The sequence below is a fragment of the Sporosarcina trichiuri genome (assembly GCF_030406775.1).
Classification (GTDB): Bacteria; Bacillota; Bacilli; order Bacillales_A; family Planococcaceae; genus Sporosarcina; species Sporosarcina trichiuri.
The window spans coordinates 1,568,842-1,583,131 of record NZ_CP129119.1 but is presented as its reverse complement, the minus strand read 5'-3'; the positions used below and the strand labels follow the sequence as shown (position 1 = coordinate 1,583,131).

Here is a 14,290-nt window from a genome sequence, read left to right as displayed (position 1 = left end):
AATCCTCCTATCCTAGAAAGTGGTTGCGGAACGCTTTGGCGTAATGCCGGTTGACGATCGTCTTCTCGCCGTTCGCAAGCTTCGCTTCGAACCGGCCGTTCAAAAGCGCGCGCACACTCATGGTCTTGGCGGTGTTGACGATCTGGTTCTTGCTGATGCGCAGGAACGCCGTATGCGCGAGCTGTTCCTCGTACTCATACAGCTTCCGGCCGCTCTCGTAGACATCTTCCGCCGTGTAGAGGAACACGGTGTTGTCGACCGCTTCGATGTACAGGACGGATTCCGCCTCGAGCGTATGCACGATGCCGTCTTTCCGGCCGGTGAACGACACGAGCAGCTGCTCGATCTTCCGGATGATGTCCTGCAGCCGGTCGTCGACTTCCCGGCACGTGACCGTGATTTCCGTGCCGCCGGCTTCCGGCGACTCATGGATTTTCAGTCGGATCAGAGTCACTCCATTTGTGTGAATGTTTGAACAGATCGTATCATGCAGACAGCAGCCGTACAATAGGCGGAACTGTAAGCTGCGTCTGCAGGCCGCTGAGTTGCACGGGTGAGGGGAGAGGAAGGCCAAATAAGCGTCCGGTACCGCTTCCGCCGTTGGTTTTGCCTCCTGGATGATTAAGAATGCTGCAGACCGGGAATAGAACAGCACCTCTGAAAACCGGCCTTCACCCCGGCCGGTTTTCTCATGGATCTTTTTACATAAGGGAGTGCTGACATCATGAAACCGATCATCGGAATTACATCAGACATCGACGAAAACGGGGAAACGTGGGTTAAGGCGGATTACAGCCGGGCGATCCTGAAAGCGGGGGGACTGCCGGTCGTGCTGCCGGCGGGTCTCGAGGATATCGACGCCATCTGCAGCCGGATCGACGGGCTGCTGCTGACAGGCGGGGAGGACGTCGGCCCGCTCGTCTACGGCGAGGAGCCGGAGGCGAACCTCGGCAAGACGGCGCCGGAACGGGACGATATGGAGCTCGCGCTGGCACGCTGCGCGATCGGGAAGGACATGCCTGTGCTCGGCATATGCCGCGGCCAGCAAGTGCTGAACGTCGCGCTCGGCGGAACGATTCATCAGCACATCTATTCGGATCTTGACGGGCCGCTATTGCAGCATAAGCAGCAGGCGGACCGGAATTATCCGACGCATACGGTGGACGTGAAGGAGGGCAGCCGGCTGGCGGAGTACGCGCAAGGATCTGAACTGCGCGTGAACTCCCTTCATCATCAGGCGGTCCATGACGTCCCCGAGCCGCTGATCGTGACAGCGACTGCGAAGGACGGCATCATCGAAGCGCTCGAAAGCACGGAACACCGCTATGTCATGAGCGTCCAGTGGCACCCGGAAGCGCTGTCGAACCGGGATGACCCCGCCGCACTGCGGCTGTTCGAAGGGTTCATCGAAGCATGTACATCCAAATGAAGACCAAGTAAAAAGGAACGGTCCCCTAGTATCGGGGCCGTTCCTTTTTGTCTGTTTCCTTTACCGTACAGGATGCCGTCAGATTGTCTCGTCAACATCCTCTTCGTCTGCACTCTCCTCAGCAAGAGGGGATTCCTCATCCGACACCTTGAACCGGTCGATCGCCTGGCTCAGCTGTTCGCTCAGCTCCGTCAGCGTCTCAGCCGCTTCGGTGACCGACTGGATGGCGCGCAGCTGTTCCTCGGTGGAGGCGCTCACTTCCTCGCAGGCGGCTGCGGTTTCCTGAGACGTCGCCGCCATGAGCTGGATCGTTTCCGCCACGTCGTCCTTATGACGGCCGACGTGCTGGATTTCATCGGAAATGGCGTCGATCGACGACTGCATTTCCGTCATGAGGGCGGACAGTTCGCCGAACGTCGTCTCGGTTTCGCTCACGACCAATCCTTGCTCGCGGAACGTCGCAATCGTCTCTTCCATCTGTTCGGTTACGGTGCGCGATTCGTCCTGCAGCTGGCGGACGGTCGTCTGGACGTCTTCCGTCGCACGCGCGGACTGCTCCGCGAGTTTCCGGACTTCCTCCGCAACGACAGCAAACCCTTTGCCGTGCTCGCCGGCACGCGCCGCTTCGATGCTTGCGTTCAGCGCGAGCAGGTTCGTCTGGGAGGAGATGTCGGTGATCGTTTCCATGACGCCGCCGATCTCCTTGACCTTCTGGCCGAGTCCTGAAATCGCTTCGTTCATCGACTGCAAGTTGCCGGCGGATGACTGGAACGTCTCCTGCAGGTTCGCCATCTGCGCCTGGCCGCTTTCATTCATGGCACCGGTGCGCTCGGCGATATCCGTCATCGACACAGCACGTTCGGTGACGCCGTTGATCTGCCGGCCGAGTTCGTCGGAGCGCTCGGTGACCGTCTCCGCATCCTGTGCCGATTTCGAGGCACCTTCCGCGATTTCATTGACCGCATGCGCCACTCCGGAGCTCGACGCGTTCGTCTCTTCCGCCACCGCACTCAGCGATTCGGAATTGGACCGTACGTTATCAGCGGACTGGCTGACGACAGAGATGATGCTGTTCATGCTGGCGATCATCTCATTGAAGTTGTCGCTCAGCTGTCCGATTTCATCCTTCGTATGGATATCGGAACGGACGGTAAGATCTCCTGCCGCCACCGCATCCATACTGCCGCGCAGGCGGCCGATCGGTTTCAAGAGCTTGGCGATGATGAAGTACAGCGCCGTGCCGACAACAGCGAGAGTGATCAGCGAAATGACGATGATCGAGAATCGCAGTTCCTTCGCCATGCCGAGCAGGTTCTTCTCGTCGTAGATGGTGCCGACTTTCCAGCCGAAACGTTCCATCGTCGAGAAGATGACAATCGATTTATCTCCCTTAGCGTTCTTGAAATCCGTATTCCCTTCGTTGTACATGAACATCTCATCAACGAATGTCTCGTCGCGCATCTCCTCGCCGTCTTTCTCCGGATACGAGATCGCCACGCCGTTGTTGTCGATCATGAATGGAAAGCCGTCATTAGGAATGCTCGTCTCATTGAGGGAATCCTTCAAGTAGCTGAGCTGGATATCGACGCCCGTCACACCGACAACGTCGATACCGTTCATGACAGCGCGGGACGCCGTGATGACCGGGTTTCCTGTCGCTTCATCGACGTAGGGAGCGGACCAGTACACCTTACCCGGACCATCCAGTGCCCGCTGGTACCAGTCGCGTCCGGTCGGGTCGAAGCCGGTCAGATCGACATGCGGCGAAATGAGCACCTTCTTGGAAGGAAGTGCGTAATAGACGGAAGAAGCATTCGGATACGCATCCATGAACTCCTGCAGTTTGACTTTCACCTCGTCATCACTGACGCCTTCTTTGCCATCCGTATATTCCTTGACCGTCTTCGCATTCGACAGCAGTTTCAGTCCCATTTCATACTGGTCGAGGAAATTCTCGGACGAGACGGCCATCTGGTCCGAAAGCGGTCCTCCTGCATCGGTGACATTCTCGATCGACCGCTTCTTCACCTGGCCATTCAGCATGTACGCCATCAGCAGCATGCCGAGCATGAACAAGACAACGGCTGCCGCGATGATCTTTGTCTTTAGTGATTTTGCCATGTGAATCCTCCATGTTAGATAGTTATGTATACCTATCTAATGTCGGCTTGAATTGCGTGATGTTTAGCGACAATTCACCGGAAGACGGATTTCTGAGACAACGAACAGGAAAAGGCTCCCGCATACAGCGGGAGCCAGTTGCTCATTATACGGTGAACCGGTCGATCGCCTGGCTCAGTTCCTCGCTCAGCTTCGTCAGCGTCTCCGCGGAATCGGTGACGGACTGGATAGCGCGGAGCTGTTCTTCCGTCGACGCGCTCACTTCCTCGCACGCGGCGGCAGTCTCCTCGGACGTCGCGGCCATCGTCTGGATCGTTTCGGCAACGTCATCCTTATGGCTGGACACCGTCTGGATATCCGCCGAGATCGCATCGATCGACGACCGCATGTCTTCCATCAGAGCGGACAGCTCAGCGAACGTCGTTTCCGTCTCCTGGACGACGAGACCCTGGTCCCGGAACGTTGAGATCGTTTCGTTCATCTGCTCGGTCACGAGCCGTGATTCGTCCTGCAGCTGCTGGACGGTGTGGCGGACGTCTTCCGTTGCGCTGGCAGACTGTTCCGCGAGTTTGCGGACTTCTTCTGCGACGACGGCGAACCCTTTGCCGTGTTCGCCGGCACGCGCCGCCTCGATGCTCGCGTTCAGCGCCAGCAGGTTCGTCTGTGAGGAGATATCGGTGATCGTATCCATGACGCCGCCGATCGCCTTCACTTTTTCCGAGAGGATGGTGATCGCGTCGTTCATCGACTTGAGATTGACGCCTGACGACTGGAATGTCTGGGACAGGTTCGCCATCTGCGTCCGGCCGTTCGTATTCATGATGCCGGTGCGCTCGGCGATTTCGGACATCGACACGGCACGTTCCGTAATGCCATTGATCTGCCGGCCGAGTTCGTCGGACCGTTCCGAGACGGTCTCTGCATCTTCCGCAGATCGGGAGGCGCCTTCCGCGATCTCATTGACCGCATGGGCGACTTCGGAGCTGGAAGCGTTCGTCTCTTCTGCGACAGCGCTCAAGGATTCCGAATTCGACCGCACATTGTCGGCGGACTGGCTGACGACCGAGATGATGCCGTGCATATTGCCGATCATGTCATTGAAGTTGTCGCTCAGCTGGCCGATTTCGTCCTTCGATTGGATATCCGACTGGACGGTCAGATCGCCTGCGGACACCTGGTCCATGAGCGACCGCAAACGGCCGATCGGTTTCAGCAGGCGGGTGATGAAGATATACAGCGCAATCGCCACGATCACGAGAACAATGAGCGCGATGACGAGGACAGCGCCCCTCAGTTCATCGGCCATGCCGGTGAGATGGCTCTTTTCATAGACCGTACCGACTTTCCAGCCGAATCCGGGAACCGTGGAATAGGCCCGGACTTTGTTACGTCCTTTTTCGTCCGTGAATTCGATATCACCGCTGTCAGCTTTGTACATATCGGCAACATGGCTTTCATCCATCTGGTTTTTACCGGCGAACGTCGGGTGGACGATCGCGTTGCCTTCCGCGTCATACATGACCGGATAGCCGCCGTATGGAATGTCGAGCTCTGTCAGCAGATCGCTGAGTGCGCCGAGCTCCAGGTCGAAGCCGAGCACGCCATTCACACGGCCGCCCGATTCAGTGGCGATGGAACCGGTGATCATGTAGTTTCCGGTTGTATCATCCTGATAAGGGGCCGACCACTGCACTGTGCCGGGTTCCGCTACAGCATCTGCATACCAGTCGCGGGTCGTTGGATCGAAATCCGACCAGTCCGCTTCTGGATACGAAAGAGAATATTTCGAAGGTAGCGAGTAATAGATGGACACCGCATCATCATAAACGCCGGCAGCAGTTTTGAGCGCTGCCTGGAGCTCGGCTTCCGTCACGTCTTTGCCATCCGGACCGGTGAACCGAAGGAATGTTTCTGTATTAGCGGTTGCCTTGATACCTTTCGTATATTGATCAATAAAATTGAATACGGTGGACGATGTCTGATCCGCGAGAGTTTCGCTGGAATCGACGACACTCTCGAGCGTAAGCTTTTTCGCGCGGTCGTTGATCATGAAAGCCAAGATCAGGAGACCGACGGCAAAGAGGATCAGCGTCAGTGCAATGATTTTAGTTTTAAGGGAGCGGGTCATGTGGTAGTTCCTTTCTGAATATATATTGTTTACTCCGCTTATTTCGGCAGGCGGCCCGGGATGTTGAGCGGGAAATATGAAAAAGCGGTTAACAACCTTTCCGGCAGGCCGATATAATAGGTAATACATGGGACACTGAGGGGGACGGAAACGATGGTCAGTCAACTAGGGGGCAGTCTGGACGGCAAACCGACAGCCGGCACTGCGGAATTCAGTCCGGCGGGGAAAGTCGCACGGACGGAAGGCATGGGGAGCCAGACGCAGGAACAGCCGAACGAACATCGCGAGCTGACAGCGAAAGAAGCGAAAGACCTGACAGGCAACATGAACAAATTCCTGGAAAGCGTGGACACACAGCTCCGTTTCAAGATGCACGACGAGCTCCACGAATACTATGTGACGATCGTCGACTCCAAAACCGACGAAGTGATACGTGAAATCCCATCCAAGAAACTGATGGACATGCACGCGGAAATGAAGAAATTCCTCGGCCTGCTCATCGACCGAAAAATCTGAAGGAGTGACGCACTATGAGAATCGGCGGACTCGCCAGCGGCATCGACACCGAGTCGATCATCAAAGACCTCATGAAAGCGGAGCGGATCCCGCTCGACAAGATCACGCAGAAGAAACAGTACTTCGAATGGCAGCTGAACGACTACCGTTCCGCAAACCGTGACCTGAAGGACTTCAGCACGAAATTGTTCGACAACATGATCCTCTCAAAAAACTTCAATGCGAAGAATGTAACCGTCTCCGCGCCGGATGATGTCTCGATTCGGGCGAAGGGAAATACGGAGAATTTTTCGGGGACTATTAAAGTAGAGCGCTTGGCAACAAGTGCAACTTTACAAAGCGCTGAAATTGCAGATGATTATAAAGTGCCAAATGGGGGCGCTTCATTAAATGTAACTTTTCCTGTTTCGACTGATGAAAAGCTTAAAACGGTAGAGCTTACTTTTTCTGAAGGCGCTGATATTAACGAAATTGTGAAGAGCATAACAGAAAAGACAGGCGTAAGAGCTTTTTACGATCCAGGTTCTAAGAAAATTGGAATGTCTTCTAAAGAAAGCGGTCTTGGTGAGATAGCACTTTCTGGTTCTTTAGCCGAGTCGTTAAATCTGACAGTTGAAAAAGGCGCAACTTCTAAAGCTGGAGTAGATTCCGAAGTTCTCTATAACGGAATGAAAATAAACCGGTCTTCCAACACCTTCGAACTCGACGGCATGGAAATCACTCTAAAAGCCGCAAGCCAAAAAGACATCACCTTCAACGCAACAACAGACACCGACAAGGTCTTTGACAACATCAAAGGCTTCGTCGATGACTATAACAAAATGATCGAGGATCTGAACAAAAAAATCCGTGAACCAAAATATCGGAACTACCAGCCTTTATCCACCGAACAAAAAGCCGATATGAAAGAAAAAGAGATTGAACTGTGGGAAGAGAAGGCAAAAAGCGGAACACTGCGCAATAACCCGGAACTGTCCAACCTGCTGTCATCGATGCGTTCCGTCTTAAACAAGTCGGTTCAAGTAGGACCAGAGCCTACCGACAAGCTGAGTCTCAGTGAAATCGGCATTAAGACATCCAACAACTATCTCGATCACGGGAAACTCGTCATCGATGAAAAGAAACTGAAAGAAGCAATCTCGAAAAGCCCTGAAGACATTCAAAAATTGTTCGGCCAGGACGATAAAGAGAGTACAGGGACATCTTCCAAGACAGGACTTGCCCGCTTGCTGCGGGACGAAGTCGACAACGTCCAGAAAGTCATCCAGAAGAAAGCCGGGAAGGTCGGCGACACGAACAAAGCGTTCACTCTCGGCCGTACCCTCGATGACATGAACAAACAGATCGACCGGTTCCAGGACAAGCTCCAGATGGTCGAAACCCGCTACTGGAAACAGTTCACCGCCATGGAAAACGCGATTCAGCGTGCCAATATGCAGTCCGCCAACCTGATGAACGCGCTTGGCGGCGGTGCATAAGTGAACCACGCAACACAAAAGGAGAGTCTTTCAAATGGTCATGCATAATCCATACGCAACGTACCAGAACAATACCGTCACCACTTCTTCGCCCGGGGAGCTGACGCTCATGCTGTACAACGGCTGCCTGAAGTTCATCCAGCAGGCGAAACAGGCCGTCATCTCCGGTAATATCGAAGAGAAGAACACGGCAGTCCAGAAAGCGCAGGCCATCATTTCGGAATTGATGATCACCCTTGACGTGAAAGCCTTCCCGGCGGGGAAAGAGATGCTCGTGCTGTATGAGTTTGCGAACAGCCGGCTGATCGACGGCAACATCAAAAACGACGTTGCACTGTTCGAGGAAGCCTCGGAGATCATCACGGAATTCCGCGACACGTGGAAGCAAGTGATCCAGCTGAACCGTCAGAAGCAATACGGCAACGTGAGCGAGATATGATCCGGCCGGCGCTGACGGAGTGGAAGGCAGCGGCGGATCGGCTGCTGTCCCTGTCCCTGACAGCGGATGCTGATGAGCGGGACGCCGTTGTCGCCGAGATCGAGGTCATCCTCGATACGCGCGATCGGCTGCTGCCGGACATCCAGCCGCCATTCACACCGGAAGAAGAAACGTTTGGCCGGGACCTGCTGGCTGCGGAGCCTGCCGTTGCGGCAAAACTGGAACAATGCATGGCGCTCATCCGGAAAGACCTGTCCGCCTCCCAGACGAAGAAGGACGGGGTGCGCAGTTACGTGAACCCGTACAGCAAAGTCGCGCGGGATGGCACCTTCTATGATACAAAACAATGAACGGCTGCCGGCGATCGGAAACGTTCGCCGGATTTTTTTGTATATTTACTAGGTACATTTGCCGGTGCTGAAAGTTTTATGTCCATTGGATTCAGCATTGCCCTACATAACTTTAGAGGAAGTGGCCTAATGACAATCGAACAAATGAAGTACCAAGACTGGCAGAGCAAAAACAATATCCTGTTCTTCGGATTCCTCGCTGCCGGCGGCCTGGGGCTCATTGCCCAGCTGTTCCTGAAGACCAACCTGAACATCATCCTGTCCGTCGCGATCCCGCTAGCGGCGGCCTGTCTTTATTACACTGCTTTCCGGATCACGAAGAACCGGATCCTTTCCGTCAGTCTGCCATATGTGCTACTCGCAGCGACGTTCGCTGTGGCGGCGGGCGTCATCCTATTTTCCGGTGCGAATCTCGGTTCGCTCGGCATCGTGTTCTTCCTGCTTGTCCTCGGCGGGATCCATGGCCGGCTGGTGATCATGGGAGTGGCGTATGTCCTGAGTCTGATTGCGCTATTGATGAACAACACGTTGTTCACGGAACCTGCCGTCGTGGAGTCAAGCGGGTCCAACCTGATCCTCCTGCATTTCCTGAGCGGCATGGTGCTGCTGCTCGTCGTCCGGCAGAACGCATCGGTCTCGAAACGGATCGAACAGGCGACAGCAGAGAGTGAAGCGAACCACCGGCAGGAAGAAGAGCGGGCTGCGCATCTGCAGGCGGCAGTCGAAACCATCACCCGGAACCTGGATACGCTCAGTTCCTCTTCGAAGACATCACTCGCTGCCCAGAAGGAAATGCTCACAGCTGTCAATGAAGTGAGTGCGGCAGGGCAGCAGCAGGCGGATTATATCGGGGATATCGCCGAGCGGTCCGAACGGAATTTCAACTCGGTGTCAGCGGTCTCGGAAGGGCTGGCACAGCTGGCGCAGGCCGTGTCAGGTGCCGGCACCAGTGCTGCAGAGGGCAGTACAAGGATCTCTGCACTGACGAAAGGGATCGAGGAATTCGCCGTATTCTTCGAAGAGGTCAACCGTACATTCGAGACACTGACCGAGAAAATCTCCGAGACGAATGCCTTCGCCTCTTCCATCAAGGAGATCACAGACCAGACCAACCTGCTGGCCCTGAACGCTTCCATCGAGGCGGCGCGTGCCGGTGAACAGGGCAAAGGCTTTGCCGTCGTAGCCGATGAAATCCGGAAACTGGCCGGACTCACGGATGAGACGTTGGCGAAGATCGACCGCAACCTGACCGAAGTCAATTCGTACAACGAACTGGCCGTGTCCAAACTGGCGGCCGGCAAGCAGCAGATTGCAGAACAGTCAGTCAGCGCCAATCACTCCAACACGACGTTCACCGGTCTCCACATGGCGATGGACGGTCTGCAGAGTGAGATGGAAAAATTCAGCCGTTCCTTGGCGGAGATCACAGAGGACACAGGGGTCGTGCGTGAACGGACGCTGGAGTTCGCTTCCGTGATCGAAGAGAATTCAGCGGCCGTCGAAGAACTGGATGCGACATTGACGAATCTGACGGGCGAGCAGGGCGAGATCGATACGTATCTCCAGGAAACCTATAACGAGGCCGTCCGTCTTCGGGACTGATCCAAGCGCCTGTCCGGCATCTGCCGGGCGGGCGTTTCCTTCGTATGGCGTGCCGTCTGCCTGCATACGATAAGCGTCGGCTGCGCTCCATGTTTCGGAACGGGGGCAACCGGCAATAGATAAGGACAGAACTATCGCCGGGGAAGTTGGAATTTTGGGAGCCGTGCTGGCAGGATTTTGGTATACTGGAGTCACCAGCAAAGCGGATGGAGCGTGGTTAGTATGCATTACAAACGCGATGAAGCGTTCAGGTTCCCATTTTCAGAACCGGTACCTGCGGAGTTCAGCCTGTATCTTAAAAAAGGCAGCCAAACCGGCACCGGCACGGGCGACGCGGTCCTGCTCGACATCAGTCCCGGCGGCACCAGGATGCGGACAGCGTTCGACATCCCGGTCAACCGCGAAGAAGTGGCGATCCGACTCCGGTTCAACGTGTACCAGGAGCCGATTGCGACAGACGGCGTCATCGTCTGGAAGGAAGCGGCCGGCGACGACTGGACGTACGGCATCGATTTCGATGAAGACGCATTGACCGCCGCCCGGATTGTGAGCGACCTGAAGCTGCGGCGACAGTCGGAACGGACGTGACGGCCTGAATTGCCGGGCCGCACAAACCGCCAAAATTCTTTTTTATTTTCCATTGGAAAAGAAGGGTTTTGCGGAAGGTATGCCGAAGTATAAGGCAGGGTCAAATCAAAGGAGGAGTTTAATATGTTAGACTTCAACATTCGTGGCGAAAACGTCGAGGTGACTCCGGCAATCCGGGAGTATGTCGAGAAGAAAGTGAATAAGCTGGAACGCTATTTCACTGAAGGGGCGAACGCCACTGCCCATGTGAACCTGAAAGTTTACAATGACAAGCAGACGAAAGTGGAAATCACGATTCCCATGAAAAATTTGACACTCCGTGCAGAAGAACGGCATAACGATCTGTATGCAGCGGTCGATCTGATCGTCGACAAGCTCGAGCGGCAGATCCGTAAATATAAAACACGCGTCAACCGCAAGTTCCGCGAGCGGGAAGGCGTTGCGGCATTCATGCAGCAGTCCGTCGAGAACGAATCGAAGGAGCAGGATGCCGAAGATGAGAACGAATTCAATGTCGTGCGTACGAAGCAGCTCGACCTGAAGCCGATGGACCAGGAAGAGGCCATCCTCCAGATGAACATGCTCGGACACGATTTCTTCATCTTCACGGATGGGGAATCCGACGCGACGAACATCGTCTACAAGCGCCGTGACGGCAAATACGGCCTGATCGAAGCAACTTGATAACTGATAAACCCCAACCGCCCGGCCATGCGCCGGGTGGTTTTCGTATGCCTGCTGGCGAACCTATCAATTCCACAGGCGAAGTGATCAATAACGCCGGCGAACCGCTCAATACCACAGGCGAACCGATCAATAACAACGGCGAACCGCTCAATACCACTGCCGAACCGCTCCATTCCACCAGCGAAGCGATCAAAACCACAGGCAAAGCGATCAATTCCATCGGTGAGCCGCTCAATACCGCTGACCGATCAATACCACAGGCGAACCGCTCCATTCCGCCCGCCTACCGCTCCATTCCTCCGCCGAACCGCACACCCTTCCCAAAAGTCGGAAAGTTCCTTGCATGGCATTTGCGCCCTCTGTTTCACAATGTTAAAATGAAGGGTGAACTTTATGAGGATGTGACCAAATTATGCTAAGCGTATTGAATAAAATGTTTGATCCGAATAAACGTGATTTGAAACGGCTTGAAAAAATTGCAGATCAGACCGAAGCGCTCGCCGGCGATATGGAAAAGCTCTCCGATGAAGAGCTGACAGCCAAAACGGCGGAATTCCAGCAGCGTGTCGCGAACGGGGAGACGCTGGACGACATCCAGCCGGAAGCGTTCGCGGTCGTCCGCGAAGCGGCGCGCCGTGTGCTCGGCCTGTATCCGTTCCGCGTTCAGATCATCGGGGCAGCCGCCCTTCACGAAGGCAACATCGCGGAGATGAAAACCGGGGAAGGGAAGACGCTGACGTCGACACTCGCCGTGTATTTGAATGCCCTCGACGGCAAAGGCGTGCACGTCGTCACGGTCAACGAATACCTCGCCTCCCGGGATGCTCAGGAAATGGGGCAGCTGTACGAGTTCCTCGGCCTCACGGTCGGCCTGAACATGAACAGCCTCGGCAAGGACGAGAAACGGGAAGCCTACGCAGCGGACGTCACGTATACGACGAACAACGAACTCGGCTTCGACTATCTGCGGGACAACATGGTGCTGTACAGCGAGCACAAGGTCCAGCGGCCGCTCCATTATGCCGTCATTGACGAAGTCGACTCCATCCTGATCGACGAAGCGCGGACACCGCTCATCATCTCGGGACAGGCTGCGAAGTCGGCTGAACTGTACCGGCTTGCGAACCAGTTCGTCGCGACGCTGAAAAAAGAGGACGATTACACGTTCGAGGAAACGACCAAAGGGGTTACGCTGACCGAATCGGGAATTGAGAAGGCGGAGAAAGCGTTCGGCATTGACAACCTGTTCGATCTGCAGCACGTCACACTCAACCATACGATCAATCAGTCGCTGAAAGCGCATGTCAGCATGCATATCGACGTAGACTATGTCGTGCAGGAAGGCGAAGTCATCATCGTCGACTCGTTCACCGGCCGTCTCATGAAAGGCCGCCGTTACAGTGATGGACTTCACCAGGCGATCGAAGCGAAGGAAGGCCTCGAAGTCCAGAACGAATCGATGACACTCGCGACGATCACATTCCAGAACTACTTCCGGATGTACGACAAGCTCGCGGGCATGACCGGTACGGCGAAGACGGAGGAAGAGGAATTCCGCAATATCTACAACATGAACGTCGTGGCCATCCCGACGAACCGTCCGATTGCGCGGGATGACCGTGCCGATCTGATCTACGCATCGATGGAAGGGAAGTACAAAGCGGTCGCGGATGATATCAAAGAGCGTCACCAGGAAGGCCAGCCGGTGCTGGTCGGGACGGTTGCGATCGAGACGTCCGAAATCATTTCGAATTTCCTGAAGAAATACGGCGTGCCGCATAATGTCCTCAACGCAAAGAACCACGGGCGTGAAGCGGAAATCATCGAGCAGGCCGGCCAGCCGGGAGCGGTCACGATCGCGACCAACATGGCAGGCCGCGGTACCGACATCAAGCTCGGCGAGGGTGTGGCGGAACTCGGCGGTCTCGCCGTCGTCGGCACCGAGCGCCATGAGTCACGCCGGATCGATAACCAGCTGCGCGGACGTTCCGGCCGTCAGGGAGACGCCGGTGTCACACAGTTCTATCTGTCACTCGAGGACGAATTGATGCGCCGCTTCGGTTCCGAGCAGATGAAAGGCATGATGACCAAACTCGGCATGGACGACGAAACGCCGATCCAGTCGAAGATGGTGTCACGCTCCGTCGAATCCGCACAGAAACGGGTCGAGGGGAATAACTTCGACTCGCGGAAACGTCTCCTGCAGTATGATGACGTGCTTCGCCAGCAGCGGGAAATCATCTACAAGGAACGGAATGATGTACTTGAATCTGAGAACGTCCGTCCGGTCCTGGAGGCGATGATCGACCGTGTCATCGAAAATGCTGTTGCCGTGCACACGGCGGAGGAGAACCAGGATAACTGGAGCCTCAAGGCACTCGTCGATTACCTGGGTGCGAACCTGCTTCCGGAAGACCGCCTGGAGGAATCCGATCTTAAAGGGAAATCCGCCGAGGAATTGACGGAGTTCATCAAACAGGCAGTGCATGCCCGGTATGATGAAAAAGAAGAGGAAATGTCCGCAGAGAAGATGCGTGAGTTCGAGAAGGTCGTCCTTCTCCGCGCGATCGACACGAAGTGGATGGACCATATCGATGCGATGGATCAGCTGCGTCACGGAATCCACCTGCGTGCATACGGCCAGAACGACCCGCTCCGCGAGTATCAGTCCGAAGGGTTCAGCATGTTCGAAGAGATGGTCGCATCCATCGAACAGGATGCGGCGAAATACGTCATGAAAGCGGAAATCCGCAACAACCTGGAGCGCGAGGAAGTCGCAAAAGGCCAGGCGGTCAATCCGAAGGAAGACGGCGAAAAGCAAGTGAAGAAACCGGTCCGCCGCCGGGTCAACATCGGCCGGAACGATCCGTGCCCATGCGGCAGCGGCAAGAAATATAAGAACTGCCACGGCAAAGAGTAACACGCCGTGAACTTGAATTTTTGGAGGAACAA

13 protein-coding genes are annotated in these 14,290 nt (G+C 55.4%); 10 read left to right on the top strand and 3 right to left on the bottom strand.

Annotation, left to right across the window (positions count from 1 at the left end; genetic code table 11):
- Positions 1–7: 7 nt before the first annotated feature.
- Positions 8–454, bottom strand: a complete 447-nt coding sequence (locus QWT68_RS08335) for a LytTR family DNA-binding domain-containing protein (RefSeq protein ID WP_290147824.1) — start codon at positions 452–454, stop codon at positions 8–10.
- A gap of 270 nt (positions 455–724) precedes the next feature.
- Between QWT68_RS08335 and QWT68_RS08330 the strand changes: the two genes are divergently transcribed.
- The gene (locus QWT68_RS08330; RefSeq protein WP_040287079.1) at positions 725–1,429 is read left to right on the top strand and encodes a gamma-glutamyl-gamma-aminobutyrate hydrolase family protein; all 705 of its coding nucleotides are present in this window, start codon (positions 725–727) and stop codon (positions 1,427–1,429) included.
- 78 nt (positions 1,430–1,507) lie between these two features.
- Here QWT68_RS08330 and QWT68_RS08325 read toward each other — a convergent pair whose 3' ends face one another.
- Both QWT68_RS08325 and QWT68_RS08320 read right to left on the bottom strand, forming a co-directional pair.
- Complete coding sequence (locus QWT68_RS08325) at positions 1,508–3,550, bottom strand: methyl-accepting chemotaxis protein (RefSeq protein ID WP_290147823.1); 2,043 nt, start codon at positions 3,548–3,550, stop codon at positions 1,508–1,510.
- A gap of 145 nt (positions 3,551–3,695) precedes the next feature.
- A complete protein-coding gene (locus QWT68_RS08320; RefSeq protein WP_290147821.1) occupies positions 3,696–5,678 on the bottom strand; it encodes a methyl-accepting chemotaxis protein in 1,983 nt (660 codons plus the stop codon).
- 153 nt (positions 5,679–5,831) lie between these two features.
- Between QWT68_RS08320 and flaG the strand changes: the two genes are divergently transcribed.
- The 9 genes from flaG to secA all read left to right on the top strand — a co-directional run bounded on the left by flaG (position 5,832) and on the right by secA (position 14,258).
- Positions 5,832–6,194 carry a flagellar protein FlaG gene (gene flaG / locus QWT68_RS08315; RefSeq protein ID WP_290147820.1) on the top strand — a complete coding sequence of 121 codons (363 nt, stop codon included), beginning with the start codon at positions 5,832–5,834 and terminating at the stop codon, positions 6,192–6,194.
- Positions 6,195–6,208: 14 nt separating this feature from the next.
- Positions 6,209–7,672, top strand: coding sequence for a flagellar hook-associated protein 2 (locus QWT68_RS08310; RefSeq protein ID WP_040287077.1), 1,464 nt, complete (start codon positions 6,209–6,211; stop codon positions 7,670–7,672).
- 34 nt (positions 7,673–7,706) lie between these two features.
- Complete coding sequence (gene fliS, locus QWT68_RS08305; protein ID WP_290147819.1) at positions 7,707–8,111, top strand: flagellar export chaperone FliS; 405 nt, start codon at positions 7,707–7,709, stop codon at positions 8,109–8,111.
- On the top strand, positions 8,108–8,461 hold the full coding sequence (fliT, locus tag QWT68_RS08300; RefSeq protein WP_290147818.1) for a flagellar protein FliT: 354 nt from the start codon (positions 8,108–8,110) through the stop codon (positions 8,459–8,461). Before fliS ends, fliT begins: the two co-directional genes overlap by 4 nt.
- 129 nt (positions 8,462–8,590) lie before the next feature.
- Entirely contained in the window at positions 8,591–10,063 is a 1,473-nt protein-coding gene (locus tag QWT68_RS08295) for a methyl-accepting chemotaxis protein (RefSeq protein WP_290147817.1), read from the top strand.
- 222 nt (positions 10,064–10,285) lie between these two features.
- Positions 10,286–10,651, top strand: coding sequence for a PilZ domain-containing protein (locus QWT68_RS08290; RefSeq protein WP_290147816.1), 366 nt, complete (start codon positions 10,286–10,288; stop codon positions 10,649–10,651).
- A gap of 123 nt (positions 10,652–10,774) precedes the next feature.
- Entirely contained in the window at positions 10,775–11,335 is a 561-nt protein-coding gene (gene hpf, locus QWT68_RS08285) for a ribosome hibernation-promoting factor, HPF/YfiA family (protein ID WP_040287073.1), read from the top strand.
- Between the two features lie 47 nt (positions 11,336–11,382).
- Positions 11,383–11,757 carry a hypothetical protein gene (locus QWT68_RS08280; RefSeq protein WP_290147815.1) on the top strand — a complete coding sequence of 125 codons (375 nt, stop codon included), beginning with the start codon at positions 11,383–11,385 and terminating at the stop codon, positions 11,755–11,757.
- Positions 11,751–14,258 carry a preprotein translocase subunit SecA gene (gene secA / locus QWT68_RS08275; protein WP_040287072.1) on the top strand — a complete coding sequence of 836 codons (2,508 nt, stop codon included), beginning with the start codon at positions 11,751–11,753 and terminating at the stop codon, positions 14,256–14,258. The genes QWT68_RS08280 and secA overlap by 7 nt, the downstream gene beginning before the upstream one ends.
- Positions 14,259–14,290 lie beyond the last annotated feature (32 nt).